The following is a 20,273-nucleotide window of genomic DNA, read 5'->3' on the forward strand; positions in this document are numbered from 1 at the left end:
GACGACAGGAGTCTACCCATACGTCCTCCCACGATGCGCCGGCCCAACCAGGCGCCGCCGATGAACGGCCCTCGCTTCAACGAGTGGATCCAGAGCCCGAAGGTTCGCGTGATCGACCATGAGGGTGAAAATCTCGGCGTGATGTACACCCGCGAAGCGATGGAGCAGGCGGCCGAACTGGGTCTCGACCTGGTCGAAGTCTCGCCCAACGCGGATCCGCCGGTCGCGAAGTTCCTCGACGTCGGCAAGTTCAAGTACGAGGCGCAGAAGAAGGCGAATCTCGCCCGCAAGTCGCAAAAGACGCAGGAGATCAAGGAGATCAAGATGCGTCCGAATATCGACGACCACGACTACGACACCAAGATGAAGAAGGTGAACGACTTCATCGGCGAGGGCGACAAGGTCAAGATCACACTGCGGTTTCGCGGCCGCGAGCTGAGCCACGGCCAGCTCGGCATGAACCTGCTCAAGCGGGTTCAGGACGATGTCGCGGAGATCGCGAAGATCGAAGCATACCCGCGTATGGAAGGCCGTCAGATGTTGATGGTGCTCGCGCCCAAGTGACGCGACCGGGACGGGCCATTGGCCCGTCCACCATTTACGTAACGGCGGACGGCGCCGAGCCCGCCGATCGGGCACTCGCGGTGTGGCCCATCTGCGACACCGTTCTTTGAAAAACGATCTTCTCTGCGAAATTTCGTAGACGTTTACACCTGCGGCTCTCTACCGCCGGATCAAACCACACATTCGAATTTGGTTTGTTCAGGAGAGAATGCCGATGCGTATGACCGCCTATCTGTTGTCCGCGGCTGCCACCGTTGCGCTCGTCGCCCCTGCCATGGCGCAGCAGGCCACGACCACGCCGGAAGCGCAGGCGACGCCGTCGCAGGCTACGTCGAACGCCTCGGTTGCCGGCCAGACCAATGCCGCGACGGACGCGGATACCACGCAGGCGGCCAGCGAAGAGGCCGCGGTCGCGGAGCAGACCAACGCCGGCGACATCGTCATCACCGCGACCCGCCGTTCAGAGCGTCTGTCGAACGTGCCGATCGCCGTCTCGGCGGTTGGCCAGGAAGCGCTGCAGAATTCGGGCGGTAGCGACATCCGCTCGCTCAACCAGCTCGCCCCGTCGCTCCTGATCTCCTCGACCGGCAATGAATCGAACGCCTCGGCCCGTATTCGCGGCATCGGCACCGTCGGCGACAATCCCGGCCTGGAAAGCTCGGTCGCGGTGTTCATCGACGGCGTCTATCGCAGCCGCACCGGCGTCGGTCTCAACGAACTCGGCGAGATCGACCGGGTCGAAGTGCTCCGCGGCCCGCAGGGCACGCTGTTCGGCCGCAACGCGTCGGCCGGCCTCATCAACATCATCACCCGCTCGCCCGAGTTCAACTGGCACGGCAACGGCGAAGCCACCTATGGTAATTACGACCAGTACCGCTTCGCCGGTGGCATCACCGGCCCGCTGATGGGCGATAGCCTCGCCTTCCGCGTCGACGGCGTCTACGTGAAGCGCGACGGCTTCTACGACAACGTCACCCAGGGCGGCGGCAGCGAGGGCAAGGTCAATGACCGCAACCGCTACTTCGTCCGCGGCCAGTTGCTGTTCAAGCCGACCGACGACATCAGCTTCCGCCTGATCGGCGATTTCAGCCGGCGCAACGAAAGCTGCTGCGGCGCCGTCTATTACGGCCAGGCCGAGACCTTCGACCCGACCGCCAACCCCGCTCAGGCGAACGGCAGCCTCGTCAACACCGACGGCGCGGTGGCCTATGCGACGTCCAACCGCATCGTCGACATCCTGCGCCGCCAGGGCGCGGTCTTCCCGCAGGCCGGCGTGACCCCGAATCCGTTCAGCCGCGACATCGCGGTGACGCCCGGGCAGACGTTCCGCAACAAGACCAAGGATTACGGCGGGTCGGGCCAGCTCGACTGGAACCTCGGCGCCGCGACGCTCACCTCGATCACCGCTTACCGCGAGTATAAGTCGGGCAACGCGGGCGACGTCGACTACACCAATGTCGATCTCACCCACCGCGCATCCGACGGCAACGCCTATCGTCAGTTCAAGACCTTCACCCAGGAGCTCCGCCTCCAAGGTTCGCTGTTCAACGACAAGCTCGACTGGCTGGTCGGCGGCTTCTATTCGAACGAGAAGCTGAAGCTGGTCGACAACGTCGTGTTCGGCGCGAACTACGGCGCATTCGCCGCATGTCGCCTGGTCGCTACGGCGAACCCGCTGCCGCTGCTGCAGAACCAGGCCAATCCCGGTTGTCTCGGCACCACGCCGCAGGCGGCGTTGGGTGGTGCGAATGCTCGCCAGGCGCTGGGCGCCGGCTTCGGCGCGCTTGCACCGGCGGTGCTGGCCGGCCTCGACCGTCTGTCGACGCTCAACAACCTCGGCGATCAGCGTTCCATCTATCGCCAGGACAGCGAGAACTACGCCTTCTTCACGCACAACATCCTGAAGTTCACCGACACGCTGTCGCTGACGCTGGGTGCGCGCTACACGCACGAGAAGAAGGATTTCCGCGCCAACTTCAACAACAACAACACCGTCTGTCCGGCGCAGCAAGCGGCGCTGTCGCCGCTCGTCACCAACGCGGCGGTCCCCGCGGCGGCGCGGACCTTCATCGGCGGCATCATCACGCTGACCTGCACGGGCAACTCGTCCTCGACACTCAACGCGCTGAATCTCACCGACGGCTTCAACGATAGCGAAGTCACCGGCACCGCGGTGCTGTCGTGGAAGCCGACCCCGAAGCTGTTGACTTACGCGTCGTTCGCGAAGGGCTACAAGGCGGGTGGCTACAACCTCGATCGTTCCGATCTGGGCGGCCCGGCGGGCGTGTTCAGCCCGCGTACCAACGCGGACGCTCCCGGCCTTCGCTTCGACGCGGAGAAGGTCAACAGCTACGAAGTGGGCGCGAAGTTCAACACCCGCGGCCTGACCCTGAACGTCGCCGCGTTCCGGGCCGAGTTCCAGGACTTCCAGCTGAACACCTTCAACGGTTCGGTGTTCGTGGTGCAGAATATCCAGGCATGTAAGAACGACCTGAACGGTGCCGACACCGACAACCTCGGCACCACCGGGACCTGCGTCGGCGACGCGAACAAGCGTGGCGTGATCTCGCAGGGCGTCGAGCTCGAAGCGACGCTGACCCCGGTGCGGTCGGTGTCGTTCAGCGCAGGCTACACCTATTCGGACACCCATTTCCGTCGCAACCTAGTCGGCAACTCGCAGGGCGAGGCGCTCGACCCCGCACTGTTCCTGCTGCCGGGTAGCCAGCTGTCCAACGCGCCGAAGAACGTCGTCACGACGTCGTTCTCCTGGACACCGGACATCGGGTCGAGCGGCCTGTCTGGTTTGGTCTATGTCGATAGCCGGTTGACCTCCGACTATAACACCGGGTCGGATCTGGCGCCGGAGAAGGCACAGGATGGCTTCGCGCTGGTCAATGCCCGCATCGGTCTGCGCGGCAACAACCAGGCCTGGGCGGTCGAGCTTTGGGCGCAGAACGTGTTCAACAAGGACTATATCCAGGTCGCGTTCAACACCCCGTTCCAGGGCGCCGGTTCGCGCGCCAACGTGGCTGCCTTTGGCGGCACCGGTAACGCGCTGTACTCGGCATTCCTCGCCGAACCGCGCACCTACGGCGTGACGCTGCGCAGCCGGTTCTGATCCAAACTCCTCCCCGGCACGGGGAGGGGGACCAGCCTTTGGCTGGTGGAGGGGGGCCGCCTCACGCGACACGCTTGCGGAGATCCCCCTCCACCACTCGGCTATCGCCGAGCGGTCCCCCTCCCCGTGCCGGGGAGGATTTGCTCAGGCCGCCAAGTCTAGTTCCTCGCCCGCGGCCGCTGCCAGCAGGCGCTTCTCGAGCGTCTTCAGCCGTCCTGTGTTCGTAATCCGATCGCCCGTCAGGTCGGTGACGTAGAAGGTGTCGACCGCGCGCTCGCCGTACGTCGCGACGTGGGCGGAATGGAGCGTAACCTTCGACTGAAACAGCGCGTTGGCGAGTTGGTTGAGCAGGGCGGGGCGGTCGCGGGCGTTGACCTCGACGACGGTGAAGCGGTTCGAGGCGCGGTTGTCGATCAGCACGTTGGGCGCTATCTCGAAGGCGTCGGCGCGGGTCCGGGCTGCGGGCTTGGCGACCAGCCGGTCGGCGAGCTTGCCGCGGTTGGCGAGCGCATCCTCGATCGCGGTGCGCAGCCGTCGCAACTGCTGCTGGTCGTCAAACGGGCGGCCGAACGGATCCTGCACCAGGAAATTGTCGATCGCCATGCCGTCGCGGGTGGTGTGGATCCGCGCGTCGATGATGTTGCCGCCGGCGACGTGGATCGCGCCGGCGATACGGTAGAACAGCCCCGGATGATCCGCGGCGTAGATCGTCACCAAGGTCGCGCCGCGCCCGGGATAGATCTGCGCGTCGATCGCGAGCTGGACGTCGCCGGCATCCGCGATGAAGCGCGCGTTGTGCAGCAGGACATCGTCGGGCTCGGCGATCCAATAGGCTTCGGGGAAGCGGCGCACGAAGCGGTCGAAGCGCGCATCGTCCCACGCCAATGCGTGCCGCAACGTAGCCTGCCGCGCCTCGATCCGTTCGTTGCGCCCCTTCTGCTTGTGGCCGAGCCGCAGAACCTCCTCCGATGCCTCGTACAGGTCGGCGAGCAATTGCCGCTTCCAGCCGTTCCACGTGCCCGGCCCGACCGCGCGGATGTCGACGATCGTCAGCACCAGCAACAGCCGCAACCGCTCGGGGCTCTGCACCGTGTCGCAGAAATCGAGAATGGTCTTGAAGTCCGACAGGTCGCGCTTGAACGCGGTCGCGGACATCAGCAGGTGATAGCGGACCAGCCACGCCACCGTCTCGGTCTCGGCCGCGGACAGGCCGAAGCGCGGGCATAGCCGCTCCGCCACCGCGGCGCCGAGGATCGAATGATCGCCGCCGCGACCCTTGGCGATGTCGTGGAGGAGCACGGCGACGAACAAGGCGCGGCGCGACACGATCTGGTGGATCACCGCGGTGCCGAGCGGGTGATCCTCGCGCAGCGTCCCGCGCTCGATCTTCGACAGCAGCCCGATCGCGCGGATGGTGTGTTCGTCGACGGTATAGTGGTGGTACATGTCGAACTGCATCTGCGCGACGACGCGGCCGAAATCGGGCACGAAACGGCCGAACACGCCCGCCTCGTTCATCCAGCGCAGTACCAGCTCGGGGTCGCGCGGCGAGGCGAGCACGTCGAGGAACGCGGCGTTGGCGCGCGGATCGGCGCGATAGTCGTCGATCAGCTTCGCATCGCGGGCCGCGGCGCGCATCGCCAGCGGGTGGATCTCCAGCGCGTGGAGATCGGCGAGCTGGAACATCTCGATCAGCCGCACCGGATCGGCGGCGAAAAAGCCCTCGTCGGGGAGTGCCAGCCGCCCGCGATCGAGTACGAAGCCGTTGAGCTTGCCCGGCCGGCGCCGCAGGCTCGGCAGCCCGAACCGGCGACCGCGGGCGGCGAACTGCTCGTCGAGATGCGCGAGGAAGACGCCGGTGAGGTCGCCCACCGCCTTCGCCTGGAGGAAGTAATATTGCATGAAGCGCTCGACCGCCGACTTGCCGGGCCGGTCGGAGAACCGCATCCGCTCCGCAATCTCGCGCTGGACGTCGAAGGTCAGCCGGTCCTCGGGGCGCTTGGTGATGGTGTGAAGGTGGCAGCGCACCGCCTGGAGCCAGTTATCGGCGCGGTGGAATTGGCGGTATTCGGCCTTGGTGAACAGACCGACCTCGACCAGGTCGGCGGCGCGCTGGACATCGTAGATATACTTGCCGATCCAAAACAGCGCGTGGAGATCGCGCAGGCCGCCCTTGCCCTCCTTGACGTTGGGTTCGACCACATAGCGGGTGTCGCCCATCTTGCGGTGGCGGACGTCGCGTTCGGCGAGCTTGTCGGCGATGAACTGGCGTTCGGTGCCGCGCTGCACCTCGCTCTTGAAGCGGAGCGCCGCCTCTTCGTACAGCTCGGTATCGCCGCAGACGAAGCGCGCCTCGAGCAGCGCGGTCCGCACCGTCGTGTCGCCCTTGGCCTGGCGGACCATCTCGTCGAGGGAGCGGCTAGAATGGCCGATTTTCAGCCCCAGGTCCCATAGCGCGTAGAGCATCGATTCGATGACCTGCTCGGCCCAGGGGGGCTGCTTAGACGGGGTCAGGAAGCCGATGTCGACATCCGAGAAGGGCGCCATCTCGCCGCGGCCATAGCCGCCGACCGCGATCAGCGTCAGCCGTTCGGACGTGGTCGGATTGCTGACCGGATGGAGGCGTTCCACGGTAAAGGCGAACAGAACGCGCAGGATCTGGTCGACCAGATAGGCTTGCGCGTTCGCCGCCTCGAGCCCGCGCGAGGGATGCGTGCACAGCCGCCGATCGATCTCTTCGCGCCCGGCGGTGAGCGCCGCCTTCAGTTCGGCGGTGACGGCACGGCGTAGCGCCGCCGCGGTGCCGTCGATCCCAGCGATCGTGTCGGCGAGCGCGCGCCGATCGATGATCGCGCGGCGGTTAGGCAGGTGATCGAAACGGTGCGACATCATGCGGCCATAGCGTCGGCGGGAGATCGGCGACAGCCTTGCGTCGGCCCGGCGGCGGCTCTAGCGCGACGCCGATGTCGTCCGCCCTCCGCCTCGTCGCCGCGATGCTGCTGATCGCGCCGCTGCCCGCGATCGCCAAGCCCGCGCCGCGGCTGGTCCGCGTCAAGCTCGCCACCAGCTACGGTCCGATCGTCCTCGCGCTCGAGACGCGGCGCGCGCCGAAGACCAGTGCGAACTTCCTCGCCTATGTCGATGACCATCGCTTCGACGGCATCACCTTCTACCGTGCCGCGCGCAGCCGCCGCGCGCCGCATCTGGGCTTCGTCCAGGGCGGCATCCGCACCGATGCACGGCGCATCCTGCCGCCGTTCCCGCTCGAAACCACCGCGATGACCGGGATTAAGCATCTCGACGGCACGATCTCGATGGCGCGGCGGGCGGAGGCAGGGTCGGCGGGCGGCAATTTCTTCATTACCGTCGGCGCGATGCCGAGCATGGACGCGAGCGCCGAGCATCCCGGCTATGCGGCATTCGGCCATGTCGTGTCGGGCATGCCGGTGATCAAACGCATCCTCGCGCAGCCGACCGGCGGTGGGTTCGGCGGGCAGATGCTGCTCCGCGAGGTCAAGATCATCAGCGCGACCCGGCTCGACGGCGCTGCCAAGCCCACCGGTCTGGTCAAGCCGTGGCTGGTAAAGACCAAGAAGTAACCGGCTCACGAGGCGCCGCTCTCCCGCGCCAGCGCCTTCAGCCGGTAGAGCGTGTCGAGTGCGTCGCGGGGGGTGAGCGCATCGATATCGAGCGCCTCGACCTCCGCCCTGATCGCGTCGCACTGCTCCTCCTGCGCTTCCAATGCCGCGGCGAACAGCGGCAGGTCGTCTAGTCCGGCCGCGAGCCCGCCGGTCTTCGCGCGTCCCGCCTCGAGCTTCGCGAGCACCGACTTGGCGCGCGCGACCGTCGCCGGTGGCATCCCCGCCAGCCGGGCGACCGCCAGCCCGTAGCTGCGATCGGCGGGTCCCTCGGCAAGCTCGTGCAGCAGCACCAGTTCGCCCTTCCACTCGCGCGCGCGGACATGGTGGAGCGTCAGGGCGTCGCAGCGTTCGGCGAGCCGTGTCAACTCGTGATAATGGGTCGCGAACAGGCAGCGGCAGCGATTGTCCTCGTGGATCGCCTCGACCACCGCCCAGGCGATCGCGAGCCCGTCATAGGTCGACGTGCCGCGTCCGACCTCGTCGAGGATCACGAAGCTGCGCGGGGTCGCCTGCGCCAGGATCGCCGCAGTCTCGACCATCTCGACCATGAAGGTGGAACGCCCGCGCGCGAGATTGTCCGACGCGCCGACTCGGCTGAACAGGCGGTCGACCAGCCCCAGCGTCGCGCTGGTCGCGGGCACGAAGCTGCCCGCCTGCGCCAGCACCGCGATCAGCGCGTTCTGGCGGAGGAAGGTCGATTTGCCGCCCATGTTGGGACCGGTGACCAGCCACAATCGCGAGCGTTCCGACAGCGAGCAATCGTTGGCGACGAAGCGCCCGCCGCCGCGCGCGACCGCGGCCTCGACGACCGGATGCCGTCCGCCCTCGATCTCGAAACAGGCATGGTCGACCAGCTTGGGGCGGCTCCACGCGCCCTCCGCCGCGCGTTCGGCGAGTGCCGCGGCAACGTCGAGCCGGGCGAGCGCATCCGCGGTCGCGGCGATCGCATCGCGTACGCTAAGCGCGGTGGCGGTGAGTTCCTCGAGATGCGCGGCCTCCGCCGCCAGCGCGTGCGCGCCGGCCTGCGAAACGCGCGCCGCGACCTCGTGCAGCGCGGGGGTGTTGAAGCGCACCACGCCGGCGAGCGTCTGGCGGTGGGTGAAGCCGCTGTCCGCGCGCATCAGCGGGTCGGCGGCGCGGGCGGGCACCTCGACATGATAGCCGAGCACGTTGTTGTGGCGGATCTTGAGCGACGGCGTGCCGGTCTGCGCCTTCAGCTCTGCCTCCAGCGTCGCGATCGCGCGGCGGCCGCCGGCGCCGGCATCGCGCAGATCGTCGAGCGCGATGTCGTAGCCGGGCGCGATATAGCCGCCGTCGCTCGCGTCGATCGGCGGCGCGGCGACCAGCGCGCGCTTGAGCAGGTCGATCAGCGCGCCATGTCCCTGCAACGCCGGCGCGAGGTGCGCGAGCAGGGCAGGGGGCGCGACGATCCCGCCCAGCCGTTCGCCGAGCAGCCAGGCCCCGTCGAGCCCGTCGCGCAGCTGCCCCAGATCGCGTGGCCCGCCGCGCCCAGCCACCAGCCGGCCGAGCGCACGACCAAGATCGGGGAGCGCGCGCAACGTCGCGCGCAGCGCCTCGCGCAGGGCCGGATCGTCGTGGATGAAGCCGACCAGATCGAGCCGCGCGTCGATCGCGGCCTTGTTCATCAACGGCGCACCGAGATCGCTGGCCAGCATCCGCGCGCCGGCGCCGGTGACGGTCCGGTCGACCGCGTCGAGCAGCGATCCCTTGCGCTGCCCGCCCGCGGTCTGGACCAGTTCCAGGCTCTCGCGAGTCGCGGCATCAATCGCCATCGTCTCGCTTGCGCGCGACAGCGTGGGCGGGCGCAGGAACGGCAGCGCGCCCTTGGCGGTATGATCGAGATAGGCGACCAGCCCGCCCGCGGCGGCAAGCCCCGCGCGCGAGAAAGCGCCGAAGCCGTCGAGCGTCGCGACCCCGAACAGCCGCTTCAGCCGCGCTTCGCCGGTGCCGCTGTCGAAATCCGCGCGCGGGCGCAACGTCGTCGCGGCGTGCGGCACGCCGTCGCCGTCGGCGGCGATCACCTCCGCCGCCCCAAGCCTCGCCAGTTCGGCGTCGAGCGCGTTGGCCGTCACGTCGATCACGACGAAACGCCCGGTCGAGACATCGGCCGCCGCGATCGCCACGCCGCCCGCCGCCTCGCCGACCGCCGCGCACCAATTGTCGCAGCGCGCGTCGAGCAGTGCCTCCTCGGTCAGCGTGCCCGCGGTCACGACCCGGACGATGCCGCGCGCGACCAGCGCCTTAGATCCGCCGCGCGCCTTGGCCTGGGCGGGGGTCTCGGTCTGCTCGGCGATGGCGACGCGGTGACCGGCCTTGATCAGCCGCTGCAGATAGGCGGTCGCGGCATGCACGGGCACGCCGCACATCGGGATTGGGGCCCCGTCATGCGCGCCGCGTGCGGTGAGCGCGATGTCGAGGACCGCCGCGGCTACCTTCGCATCGTCGAAGAACAGCTCGAAGAAATCGCCCATCCGGTAGAACAACAGGCAATCCGCCGCCTCCGCCTTCAGCGCGAGATACTGCGTCATCATCGGGGTCGGGGCGGGATCGGTCACGCGTGCCGCCTAGCAACGTATTCGAGGATGAGGAACAACCTGGCCTCCAAGAGTCACAAGAGTCGCACTCACACGCGTGCGTGAGGATGATGGGCGGATATGATGACCACCCCTTCGCGCGGTTGGCAGATCGAGCGGTTGTAGGACAGCCGAGCCGCTCACGTTCTTATGTCGGAGAACAAGTCGGGGTGACGAACCCGAACCGCGTCCGTAAAGACCGTCATAGATCCCGAAAGGCCCGCCGATGTCCGACGAAACCTCCCTCCAGTTTTCCGAGCGCGAGGCGCTGCTGTTCCATTCGGAGGGTCGGCCGGGCAAAATCGAGATCGTCGCGTCCAAACCGATGGCGACCCAGCGCGATCTGGCGCTCGCCTATTCGCCGGGCGTCGCGGTGCCGGTGCAGGCGATCGCCAACGATCCCGCCACCGCCTACGACTATACCGCCAAGGGCAACCTCGTCGCGGTGATCTCGAACGGGACCGCGATCCTGGGCATGGGCAATCTCGGCGCGCTGGCGTCGAAGCCGGTGATGGAAGGCAAGGCGGTGCTGTTCAAGCGCTTCGCCGATGTCGACGCGATCGACATCGAGCTGAAGACCGAGGACGTCGATCGCTTCATCGACGCGGTCGAGCTGATGGAGCCGACCTTCGGGGGCATCAACCTCGAGGACATCAAGGCGCCCGAATGCTTCATCATCGAACAGACGCTGCGCGAACGGATGAACATCCCGGTCTTCCACGATGACCAGCATGGCACCGCGATCATCTGCGCGGCGGGGCTGATCAACGCCTGCCTGCTGACCGGCCGGCGGCTCGACGAGATCAGGATGGTCGTCAACGGTGCGGGCGCGGCGGCGATCGCGTGCACCGAATTGATGAAGGCGATGGGCGTTCGTAGCGACAACGTCATCATGTGCGACCGGACCGGCGTGATCTACCAGGGCCGCGACGACGTGAACCAGTGGCAGTCGGCGCACGCCGCGATCACCGAGGCGCGGACGCTGACCGACGCGCTGAAGGGAGCGGACGTGTTCCTCGGCCTGTCAGCCGCGGGGGCGCTCCAGCCCGAGATGGTGAAGGACATGGCCAAGGCGCCGATCATCTTCGCGATGGCCAATCCGGAGCCGGAGATCCGCCCCGAACTGGCGATGGCCGCGCGCCCCGACGCGATCGTCGCCACCGGGCGGTCGGATTACCCGAACCAGGTCAACAACGTGCTCGGCTTCCCGTTCATCTTCCGCGGTGCGCTCGACGTGCGCGCGACGGGGATCAATGATGCGATGAAGATCGCGGCGGCGCATGCGATCGCGGACCTCGCCCGCCAGCGCGTGCCGGAGGAAGTCGCCGCCGCTTACGGGGTCAGCCACAGCTTCGGCCCGACCTACATCATCCCGGCGCCGTTCGACCCGCGGCTGATGGAGGTCGTTCCCGCCGCGGTCGCGATGGCGGCGATGAATTCGGGGGTCGCGACCAAGCCGATCCTCGACATGGACGCGTACCGCCAGACGCTGCGCGCGCGGCTGAACCCGACCACCTCGGTGCTGACGCTCGCCTATGAAGGCGCCCGCGCGCATCCCAAGCGCGTGCTGTTCGCGGAAGGCGAGGAGGAGGTCGTGCTGCGTGCCGCGATCGCGTTCAAGGAGGGCGGCTACGGCGTTCCGGTTTTGGTCGGGCGCGACGACGTGCACGATCGGCTGGCGGCGCTCGGGATCGCCGATCCGAGCGAGTACGAGGTCCACAACAGCCGCACCTCGACGCTGGTGCCGCGGATGGTCGACTTCCTCTACGCACGGCTGCAGCGCCGCGGTTATCTGCGCCGCGATGTCGAGCGGATGATCAACCAGGACCGCAACATCTTCGGCGCGGTGCTGCTCCAGCTCGGCGAGGCGGATGCGATGATCACCGGCATTACCCGCACCTGGGCGCACACGATGCGCGAGGTGAAGCGGGTGATCGATCCGGAGAAGGGCCGCACGCCGTTCGGCATCCACATCCTGGTCGGGCAGAGCCACACCGTGTTCATCGCCGACACCACGGTGAACGAGCGGCCGTCGCCCGAGGAACTCGCCGACATCGCCGAGCAGACCGCACAGGTCGCGCGGCGGATGGGCCACGAGCCACGGGTCGCGTTCCTCAGCTATTCGACCTTCGGCAATCCCGAGGGGCAGTGGCTGGATAACATCCGCGAAGCGGTCCACGTGCTCGACGGCCGGCAGGTCGGCTTCGAATACGAGGGCGACATGGCGCCCGACGTGGCGCTGAACCCCAAGCAGCTCGCCAACTACCCGTTCGCGCGGCTCTCCGGCCCGGCCAACGTGCTGATCATGCCGGGGCTGCAGAGCGCCAATATCTCAGCGAAGCTGCTGCGCGAGTTGGGCGGCGACGACATGATCGGGCCGATGCTGATCGGGATGGAGAAGCCCGTGCAGATCGCGCCGATGACGAGCACCGCCAGCGAGCTGGTGACGCTCGCGGTCCTCGCGGCGGGCGGGATCGCACGGTAAACGGTCGATTCACCACACGATTGCAGAAAGCGCACTTGTCCGACTATTTTTTGCAGTTGCTCACGAGTGTGCTGCGGTGCACAACGACTGTGCCTTTCAGGCATCCTCTCCTAAAACTTTCACGGCCGGTCTTGTCCCGGCCTTTTTTTGTGCCGCGACCTGTTGCATGGCGATCCCGCAGTCGTCGCCGTCATCATAACAGAAACGCGCAGGAGCGGAGCCGCCGGGCAAACCGGCACCGGCGATACGAATGCGCGGGGGATGGAGCACGGCTCTCCCCCGCTACTTCCTGAAGTTAACCGTGTGCCTGCGGACGCAGGAGCCCAGAGCCAAGCACGGCGGTACCTCTGGCCCTGGGCTCCTGCGTGCGCAGGAGCACGAGCATTCCAGAAATCTGCGCGGATCGGTCGGTAGGTTAGCTTGTGCTCCCGCGAACGCGGGAGCCCAGTACTGGGTCCCCGCCTTCGCGGGGACACAATGGGGCGGTTCCAGCGGCTAAGAAGCGACAGCCTCAGGCGTCGATCGACGATCCCAGTGCTGCGTGGACCAGTCCGCCGTCGACGGCGATCGTCTCGCCGATGACGTAATCGCCCGCGCGACTCGCGAGGTAGATCGCGGTGCCGGCCATGTCCTCGTCGACGCCGATCCGCTTGGCGGGGATCGACTGGGCGACAGCATCGCCGTGATCGCGCGCCGCACGGTTCATCTCGCTCGCGAAGGCGCCGGGGGCGATCGAGGTGACGTTGATCGAGTCGCGGATCAGCCGCGCGGCCATCCGCTTGGTCAGGTAGATCAGCGCCGCTTTCGACGCCTGGTAGCTGTACGTCTCCCACGGGTTGAGCCGCAGGCCGTCGATGGATGTGATGTTGATCACCTTGCCCGGCCGTTCGTGGCTCGCTGCCGCCTTCAACGGGTTGAACAATGCCTGGGTCAGGAAGAAGGGCGATTTGACGTTGAGGTCCATGACCTTGTCCCAGCCCTGTTCGGGGAACTCCTCGAACGGCACGCCCCATGCCGCGCCGGCATTGTTGACGAGGATGTCCAACTTCGATTCGTGCGCGGCGAACTGCTCCGCCAGCGCCTTGCAGCCGGCGACGGTCGACACGTCCTGCGGCAGAGAGATGCAGTTGGGGCCGAGTTCCGCCGCGGTTTCCTCGCAAGCCGGTGCCTTGCGTGAGGAGATGTAGACCTTGGCGCCCTGCGCGATGAAGCCCGCCGCGATCATCTTGCCGATGCCGCGGCTGCCGCCGGTGATCAGCGCGACACGGTTGTCGAGGCGAAAGAGGTTGGTGGTGTCCATGTCCGAAAGCTCCATTGGTTCAGGGTGGGCGGGAGACCTGCACGTGCCGAACCCCGTGTCTCGACTTCGCTCGAAACGAACGGGGCGTGGATGATCTTTACTACCCGCCGCGCTTCATGGTCTCGCGGGCGATGATCACCTGCTGAATCTGGCTGGTGCCTTCGTAGATCCGGAACAGGCGGACATCGCGGTATAGCCGCTCGATGCCGTAATCGGCGATGTACCCGGCGCCGCCGTAGATCTGCACCGCGCGATCCGCGACCCGGCCGACCATCTCGCTCGCGTAGTATTTGGCGGCGGCGGATTCGAGCACGACGTCCTCGCCCGTATCCTTGCGCGCCGCGGTTTCGCAGACGAGCGCGCGGGCCGCAAGCGCTTCGGTCTTCGAATCGGCGATCATGCCCTGGATCAGCTGGTGGCTCGCGATCGGTTGCCCGAACTGGTGCCGCTCGCCCGCATAGGCGACGCAATCCGCGATCAGCCGCTCGGCAACGCCGACGCAAACCGCGGAGATATGCAGCCGCCCACGATCGAGCACCTTCATCGCGATCTTGAAGCCTTCGCCCTCCGCGCCGAGCCGGTTGGCCGCGGGGACAGGAACGTCGTCGAAGATCACGTCGGCGACCTTCGCGCCCTTCTGCCCCATCTTCTTTTCCGGTTCGCCGATCGAGACGCCGGGCAGGTCCTTCGGCACCAGGAACGCCGACACGCCGCGCGCGCCCTTCTCCTCCCCGGTCCGCGCCATCACCGTGAACAGCTGCGCCTTGTCGGCGTTGGTGATGTAGCGCTTCGTACCCGACAGGCGGTAGACGTCGCCGTCACGCACCGCGCGGGTCTTCACCGCGCCCGAGTCGCTGCCGACATCGGGTTCGCTCAGCGCGAAGCTCGTCACGATCTCGCCGCTCGCGATCCTCGGCAGCCACTGCGCCTTCTGCTCGGGGGTGCCCGCCATCACCAAGCCCTGGCTGCCGATCCCGACATTGGTGCCGAAGCTCGACCGGAACGCGGGTGTGGTCCGCCCCATCTCGATCGCGACCCGTACCTCCTCGGTCATGGTTAGGCCGAGCCCGCCATATTCCTCGTCGATCGACAGCCCGAACAGCCCGAGTTCCTTCATCTCGGCGATCAGCGCGTCGGGGATAGCGTCGTCCTCCTCGACCTGCGCCTCCAGCGGCCGCAAGCGTTCGGTGACGAAGCGGCGCACCGTATCGATCAACGCGTCGAAGGTTTCGGGATCGAGTGCCATGCATCCTGCCTCTTGAACTGGTGCGTTCAGCGTTGCCCGATCTGCCGTGGAGCTGCAAACCCGAAATTCGAAAGCCTTGCCGTTGATCCTGTCGTGCCGTGGCCTATGGTCGTGCGCAAACATACTGGAGAGTAGGATGCGGTTTTCGGGCAAGCGCGCGGTGGTCACCGGAGGAGCATCGGGCATCGGCAGGGCGACCGCGCTGCAACTCGCGAGGGAAGGCGCGTTCGTGGTCGTCGGCGACGTCGACGAGGCGGCGGGCCGGCAACTCGCCGCCGAATCGAGCGGCTGCATCGCATTCCGGCGTACCGACGTGACGCAAGCCGACGATATCGAGGCGGTGATGCGGATCACGCACGAGAGCGGCGGGCTCGATATCGTGTTCAACAATGCGGGTGCGGGCGGCGCGCGCGAGCCGATCGACGAGATCTCCGCCGACGATTGGGACCGGACGATGGCGCTGCTGCTGCGATCGGTGGCGCTCGGCATCCGGTTCGCGGCGCCGTTGATCGCGGCGCGTGGGGGCGGATCGATCGTCAACACGTCGAGCGTCTCGGCGCTCGGCACCGGCTACGCGCCGACCGCCTATTCCACCGCGAAGGCGGGCGTGCTGCATCTGACCAAGATGGCCGCCGCGAACCTCGCCAAGTCGAACATCCGCGTCAACGCGGTGGTCCCGGGCTTCATCACCACCAGCATCTTCACGCGCCACCTCGACATTCCCGACGACCGCCGGAAGATGGCGGACACGATGATCGCGGGTGCCGCCGCGAAGGCGCAGCCGATCCCGCGTGCCGGCCGTGCCGAGGATATCGCCGCCGCGGTGACCTTCCTCGCGAGCGAGGAGGCGTCGTTCATCACCGGGACGCACATCCTGGTCGATGGCGGGCTGACGATCGGCACCCGTGCCAGCTGGGACCCGAACGAACCGTCGATGCTGACCGCGCTGGACGCATTCAAGTGAACGCCGCCGCGGTCGCGCTCGATCCTCCCGTCCTGGTTCCTCCGGCGCGGCGGCTGTCGCCGCGGACGATGGCGACCTATGGCTTCGGTTCGGTCGCTTATGGCGTCAAGGATGCGGGGTTCGGCACCTTCCTGCTGTTGTTCTACAATCAGGTCGTGGGGCTGCCGTCGGCGACGGTCGGGCTGGTGATCATGGCGGCGTTGCTGATCGACGCGGTGATCGATCCGGCGGTCGGCTTCTTCTCCGATCGGACGCGGAGCAGCTGGGGGCGGCGGCATCCGTGGATGTACGCGTCGGCGCTGCCGATCATGATCGGCTGGATCCTGCTGTGGAACCCGCCTGCGGGCGCGAGCCAGACGATGGTGCTGGTGTGGCTGTTCGTCGTCGCGGTGCTCGTCCGGTCGGCGGTCAGCGCCTATGAGGTGCCGTCGGTCGCGCTGACGCCCGAACTCACCTCCGACTATGACGAGCGGACGCGGATCATGGCTTATCGCTATCTGTTCGGCTGGGCAGGGGGGCTGACCATGCTGGTGTCGGCCTATACCGTCTTCCTCGCGCCGACCGCGGCGTTCCCGAACGGTCTGCTCAACCGCGCGGGCTATGGCAGCTTCGCGCTGGCGGGAGCGCTGTTGATGGGGCTCGCGATCCTCGTGTCCGCGGGCGGCACTCACCGCGAGATCCGCAGCCTGCCGCGCCCGCCGATCGTCCGGCAGACGCTGCGCGAGAATTTCCGCGAGCTCGGTCAAACCGTGCGCAACCGTGCTTTTGCGGTGCTGATGCTCGCCAGCCTGTGCGCCTATACCAACCAGGGCATCGGCTATGCGCTGTCCAACTATCTCTACAGCTATGTATGGGGCTTCAAGGGCGCGGTGTTCGCGTACCTAACCGTATCGCTGTTCGCGGGCGTGGTGGTCGCGTTCGTGGTCGCGCCGCGGCTCGGCAAGCGCGGCGGCAAGCCCCGCGTGGCGATGGCGGCGGTGCTGCTCGGCGGGACGATCCAGACCTTGCCCTATTGGCTGCGGCTGGCGGGCGTGTTCCCGGAGGTCGGCAGCCCCGAACTGCTGCCGGTGCTGTTCGGCTGCTTCATCTTGTCGACCGCGTGCAACGTAAGCGCGTTCATTCTCGGCGCGTCGATGATGGCCGACGTGGTAGAGGATTCGGAGATCCGCACCGGGCGCCGGTCGGAGGGCGTGTTCTTCGCGGGCTCCTTCTTCGTGCAGAAATGCACCTCGGGGATCGGCATCTTCGCGGCGGGATCGATCCTCGCGATCGCCGGCTTTCCCGACAAGGCGACACCGGGGCAGGTGCCGGTCGCGACGATCGACCGGCTGACGCTGATCTACGCGGTGATCTACGTCACGGTGGCGTGCCTGTCGGCGTTCTGCTTCACGCGGTTTCCGTTCGGCCGTGCCGAGCACGACGCCAGGCTGTCGCGGCTCGCGCAGGTCGGCGACGTCGAGTCGCCGGTCATTCGGCCGTAAATACTGCGAAAAATTAGAGGTTTGTTCACGAACGGTGGCGGCGCGCGAGAGAGAATTCGTTGCGTTGGGGGGCTCGTCGGCGTCGATACACCGTTCGTCGGAAAAGGTTCCGTGGCGGTTTGGTGAATTAACCGCCGCCGGTTAGCGAAAACTCGACGAACGGGTTCAGACCGGGGGGTCATCTTGACTTTACGACGATTGAAAGCGCGCTTTGCGCTGATGGCCTTGTGCGGCCTGATGGCAGCGACCCCCGCGACCGCGCGGTTCTGGCAGTGCGCGCCGTTTGCCCGCGAAGTCTCGGGTATCGAGATCCGCGGCAACGCGGACACCTGGTGGGGCCAGGCTGCCGGTCGCTACGATCGCGGCAACACCCCGCGGGTCGGCGCGGTCGTCGCCTTCGCCGCCACCAGCCGGATGCGCGTCGGCCATGTCGCAATGGTTTCCAAGATCGTCGGCGCCCGCGAAGTCCTGCTCACCCACGCCAACTGGTCGCGTCGCGGCGGCATCGAAACCGATGTCCGCGCGATCGACGTCTCGGCGGCGGGCGACTGGAGCGAGGTGAAGGTCTGGTACGCGCCGCAGGGCGGGCTCGGCACGTCGAGCTATCCGGTTAAGGGCTTCATCTATTCCGATCACGCGCCGGCTGCTTCGCACGAGGCCGCGCCGCTCGACCAGACGCCGACGACGCTGGTGATCGCCACCACCGCCCCGGTGCCGGTTAGCTACGCCGCGCGTTGATCGCGATCAGAGAAGGGGGCTCACTCACCCGTTCGTCCTGAGTAGGGCTTGAGTAGCTGCGCAGCAGCGTATCGAAAACCCGTATCAAGGGACAGGTTGGTACGTGAGACCTGTCCTTCGATACGCGGCTTCGGCTTCGCTCAGCCGCTACTCAGGACGAACGGAGTGGATTAGGTCGACGTCGTCAGGCTCTACGCCACCCCAGGCGAGAACGTCATCGCCACCCCGTTCATGCAATAGCGCTTGCCGGTCGGCTTCGGGCCGTCGTCGAATACATGGCCGAGGTGTCCGCCGCAGCGCGTGCAGTGGATCTCGGTGCGCTCCATCATCATCGATCCGTCGACCCGGCTCGCCACCGCGCGCGGCAGCGCCGCCCAGAAGCTCGGCCAGCCGGTGCCGCTCTCGAACTTGGTCTTGGACGAAAACACCCGCTGCCCGCATCCGCGGCAGGCGAAGATGCCGGCGCGATGCTCGGCGTTGAGCGGGCTGGAGAACGGGCGCTCGGTGCCCTCGTGGCGCAGCACGTCATAGGCCGCAGGACCTAGCTTTGCCTTCCACGCGGCGTCGGGCATCTGCACCGGAAACTTCTCGGTGGCAGCAGCCGCGGGCGCGGCGCGGCAGCCCCATAGCGCCACACCCGCGGCGCCGAGGCCGGCGAGGGTAAGCAGCGAGCGGCGGTCGGTGGTCATCGGTTCAAGCTCCATCGCATCGATATAGGTACGCGCGGTGGATGCGGAAGGTTGTGGGTTTCGAGGTTCACCACACTTCTGTGTCCCCGCGCAGGCGGGGACCCAGGGTCAAGCAAGACAACGACTTGCGTCTATCGGGACCCTGGACTCCCGCCTTCGCGGGAGAGCAGGAGGCTCTCGTCCCTCAATACCGGCTAAGCTCCACCGGCAGCTGGCGATAGCCGTGGACGAAGCACGCCGCGACGCGGGTGGGTTCGCCGACCACGTTCACCCGCATCCGCCGCTTCGCCATCTCCTCGAGCAGGATGCCGATCTGCAATTCCGCCAGCCGGGCGCCGACGCAGCGGTGGATGCCGTGGCCGAACGCCAGATGTCGCCGCGCATTGGGGCGGTCGACGATGATGCGATCGGGATCCTCGAACACCGTCTCGTCGCGATTGGCGGACACGTACCAGAGCGCGAGCTTGTCGCCCTCCTTGATCGTCTGCCCCATCAGCTCGGTATCCTGCGTCGCGGTGCGGCGCATGTGCGCGAGCGGCGTCTGCCAGCGCAGGATCTCGCTGACCGCGTTCGGGATCAGCGCCGGATCGGCCTCCAGCTTCGCTCGGCTGTCGGGAAACAGGTCGAGCCCGTAGGCGAGCGCGGACATGGAATTGCGGGTGGTGTCGTTGCCGCCCACGATCAGCAGGATCAGGTTACCGATGAATTCGAAATGATCCATGTGGCTCATCGCGTCCGAATGGATCATCATCGAGATCAGGTCGGGGGTCTGCGGCTTGTCGGCCTTCGCGTTCCACAGCTGCTGGAAATAGGCGCCGCACTCGTACATGTGCTCGAGCCGCTGCTTGCGCAGTTCCTCGGTCTTCACCAGCTCGATATCGCCGGCCCAATCGGACCAGAAGGTCAGCTTGCGCCGGTCGGCCCAGGGGAAGTCGAACAGGATCGCGAGCATCTGCGTGGTCAGTTCGATCGCGACGGTATCGACCCAGTCGAACCGTTCCCCGTAAGGCAAGGTGTCGAGCAACGCCGCGGTCCGCCCGCGAATGTCGCTCGACATGCGCGTCATCTCGCTCGGCGTGAAGGCGGGGGCGACGGTGCGGCGCTGCTGAGTGTGGACCGGGCGATCGCGCGCGATGAACATCGGCATCCGCACGTCGCGTTCGGGGACGAAATCCGCGATCGTGATCCCGCCGGCTTCGGACGAGTAGAGATCGGGAAGCGACTCGACCTCGACGATGCCCTTGTAGGTCGAGACCGACCAATACGGGCCGTAATCGGAGTGCGCGGTCCAGTGTACCGGCGATTCCGCCCGAAGCTGCCGGAACGGCGCCTGCCAGGTGTCGTCGCGGTACAATTCCGCACGGCTGACGTCGAACGGATCCACCGGGCCCGTTTCGACCATGTCCTTCGCCAAAGTCGCCATGCCTCACTCTCCTATTTTGGGTAGAAGAGC

At 67.0% G+C, this 20,273-nt stretch carries 13 protein-coding genes; 7 read left to right on the forward strand and 6 right to left on the reverse strand.

Going from position 1 to position 20,273, the window contains the following annotated elements:
* Nucleotides 1–33: 33 nt before the first annotated feature.
* Both infC and ACFE77_RS05200 read left to right on the forward strand, forming a co-directional pair.
* Complete coding sequence (gene infC, locus ACFE77_RS05195) at nucleotides 34–564, forward strand: translation initiation factor IF-3 (RefSeq protein WP_375420564.1); 531 nt, start codon at nucleotides 34–36, stop codon at nucleotides 562–564.
* Nucleotides 565–778: 214 nt separating this feature from the next.
* Entirely contained in the window at nucleotides 779–3,682 is a 2,904-nt protein-coding gene (locus tag ACFE77_RS05200) for a TonB-dependent receptor (RefSeq protein WP_375420565.1), read from the forward strand.
* 144 nt (nucleotides 3,683–3,826) lie between these two features.
* Here the strand turns inward: ACFE77_RS05200 and ACFE77_RS05205 are convergent, their stop codons facing one another.
* Nucleotides 3,827–6,571: a [protein-PII] uridylyltransferase gene (locus ACFE77_RS05205; protein WP_375420566.1), complete on the reverse strand. Its 2,745-nt coding sequence runs from the start codon at nucleotides 6,569–6,571 to the stop codon at nucleotides 3,827–3,829.
* Between the two features lie 74 nt (nucleotides 6,572–6,645).
* Here ACFE77_RS05205 and ACFE77_RS05210 point away from each other — a divergent pair, with 74 nt between their 5' ends.
* The gene (locus tag ACFE77_RS05210) at nucleotides 6,646–7,281 is read left to right on the forward strand and encodes a peptidylprolyl isomerase (RefSeq protein WP_375420567.1); all 636 of its coding nucleotides are present in this window, start codon (nucleotides 6,646–6,648) and stop codon (nucleotides 7,279–7,281) included.
* A gap of 5 nt (nucleotides 7,282–7,286) precedes the next feature.
* On the opposite strand, the gene mutS is transcribed toward ACFE77_RS05210, so the two are convergent.
* A complete protein-coding gene (gene mutS / locus ACFE77_RS05215) occupies nucleotides 7,287–9,875 on the reverse strand; it encodes a DNA mismatch repair protein MutS (RefSeq protein ID WP_375420624.1) in 2,589 nt (862 codons plus the stop codon).
* A gap of 268 nt (nucleotides 9,876–10,143) precedes the next feature.
* Here mutS and ACFE77_RS05220 point away from each other — a divergent pair, with 268 nt between their 5' ends.
* Nucleotides 10,144–12,402, forward strand: coding sequence for an NADP-dependent malic enzyme (locus ACFE77_RS05220; RefSeq protein WP_375420568.1), 2,259 nt, complete (start codon nucleotides 10,144–10,146; stop codon nucleotides 12,400–12,402).
* A 511-nt stretch (nucleotides 12,403–12,913) separates the two neighbouring features.
* On the opposite strand, the gene ACFE77_RS05225 is transcribed toward ACFE77_RS05220, so the two are convergent.
* Nucleotides 12,914–13,702 carry an SDR family oxidoreductase gene (locus ACFE77_RS05225; RefSeq protein ID WP_375420569.1) on the reverse strand — a complete coding sequence of 263 codons (789 nt, stop codon included), beginning with the start codon at nucleotides 13,700–13,702 and terminating at the stop codon, nucleotides 12,914–12,916.
* A gap of 100 nt (nucleotides 13,703–13,802) precedes the next feature.
* A complete protein-coding gene (locus ACFE77_RS05230; protein ID WP_375420570.1) occupies nucleotides 13,803–14,948 on the reverse strand; it encodes an acyl-CoA dehydrogenase family protein in 1,146 nt (381 codons plus the stop codon).
* Nucleotides 14,949–15,084: 136 nt separating this feature from the next.
* On the opposite strand from ACFE77_RS05230, the gene ACFE77_RS05235 reads away from it, so the two are divergent.
* The 3 genes from ACFE77_RS05235 to ACFE77_RS05245 all read left to right on the forward strand — a co-directional run bounded on the left by ACFE77_RS05235 (nucleotide 15,085) and on the right by ACFE77_RS05245 (nucleotide 18,131).
* Complete coding sequence (locus ACFE77_RS05235) at nucleotides 15,085–15,912, forward strand: SDR family NAD(P)-dependent oxidoreductase (protein WP_375420571.1); 828 nt, start codon at nucleotides 15,085–15,087, stop codon at nucleotides 15,910–15,912.
* Nucleotides 15,909–17,393, forward strand: a complete 1,485-nt coding sequence (locus ACFE77_RS05240) for an MFS transporter (protein ID WP_375420572.1) — start codon at nucleotides 15,909–15,911, stop codon at nucleotides 17,391–17,393. The genes ACFE77_RS05235 and ACFE77_RS05240 overlap by 4 nt, the downstream gene beginning before the upstream one ends.
* A 237-nt stretch (nucleotides 17,394–17,630) precedes the next feature.
* Nucleotides 17,631–18,131, forward strand: coding sequence for a CHAP domain-containing protein (locus ACFE77_RS05245; RefSeq protein WP_375420573.1), 501 nt, complete (start codon nucleotides 17,631–17,633; stop codon nucleotides 18,129–18,131).
* Between the two features lie 191 nt (nucleotides 18,132–18,322).
* On the opposite strand, the gene msrB is transcribed toward ACFE77_RS05245, so the two are convergent.
* Together msrB and ACFE77_RS05255 are read right to left on the reverse strand one after the other, a co-directional pair.
* Nucleotides 18,323–18,820, reverse strand: a complete 498-nt coding sequence (msrB, locus tag ACFE77_RS05250) for a peptide-methionine (R)-S-oxide reductase MsrB (RefSeq protein ID WP_375420574.1) — start codon at nucleotides 18,818–18,820, stop codon at nucleotides 18,323–18,325.
* A 184-nt stretch (nucleotides 18,821–19,004) separates the two neighbouring features.
* Nucleotides 19,005–20,243, reverse strand: coding sequence for a cytochrome P450 (locus tag ACFE77_RS05255; RefSeq protein WP_375420575.1), 1,239 nt, complete (start codon nucleotides 20,241–20,243; stop codon nucleotides 19,005–19,007).
* Nucleotides 20,244–20,273 lie beyond the last annotated feature (30 nt).

Source organism: uncultured Sphingomonas sp., assembly GCF_964243315.1.
Classification (GTDB): Bacteria; Pseudomonadota; Alphaproteobacteria; order Sphingomonadales; family Sphingomonadaceae; genus Sphingomonas.

Bases quoted from the DNA above. Each gene is read 5' to 3' on its own strand.
- infC (WP_375420564.1), top strand. From the start codon at position 34: ATGCGCCGGCCCAACCAGGCGCCGCCGATGAACGGCCCTCGCTTCAAC.
- ACFE77_RS05200 (WP_375420565.1), top strand. From the start codon at position 779: ATGCGTATGACCGCCTATCTGTTGTCCGCGGCTGCCACCGTTGCGCTC.
- ACFE77_RS05205 (WP_375420566.1), bottom strand. From the start codon at position 6,571: ATGTCGCACCGTTTCGATCACCTGCCTAACCGCCGCGCGATCATCGAT.
- ACFE77_RS05210 (WP_375420567.1), top strand. From the start codon at position 6,646: ATGTCGTCCGCCCTCCGCCTCGTCGCCGCGATGCTGCTGATCGCGCCG.
- mutS (WP_375420624.1), bottom strand. From the start codon at position 9,875: ATGATGACGCAGTATCTCGCGCTGAAGGCGGAGGCGGCGGATTGCCTG.
- ACFE77_RS05220 (WP_375420568.1), top strand. From the start codon at position 10,144: ATGTCCGACGAAACCTCCCTCCAGTTTTCCGAGCGCGAGGCGCTGCTG.
- ACFE77_RS05225 (WP_375420569.1), bottom strand. From the start codon at position 13,702: ATGGACACCACCAACCTCTTTCGCCTCGACAACCGTGTCGCGCTGATC.
- ACFE77_RS05230 (WP_375420570.1), bottom strand. From the start codon at position 14,948: ATGGCACTCGATCCCGAAACCTTCGACGCGTTGATCGATACGGTGCGC.
- ACFE77_RS05235 (WP_375420571.1), top strand. From the start codon at position 15,085: ATGCGGTTTTCGGGCAAGCGCGCGGTGGTCACCGGAGGAGCATCGGGC.
- ACFE77_RS05245 (WP_375420573.1), top strand. From the start codon at position 17,631: ATGGCAGCGACCCCCGCGACCGCGCGGTTCTGGCAGTGCGCGCCGTTT.
- msrB (WP_375420574.1), bottom strand. From the start codon at position 18,820: ATGACCACCGACCGCCGCTCGCTGCTTACCCTCGCCGGCCTCGGCGCC.
- ACFE77_RS05255 (WP_375420575.1), bottom strand. From the start codon at position 20,243: ATGGCGACTTTGGCGAAGGACATGGTCGAAACGGGCCCGGTGGATCCG.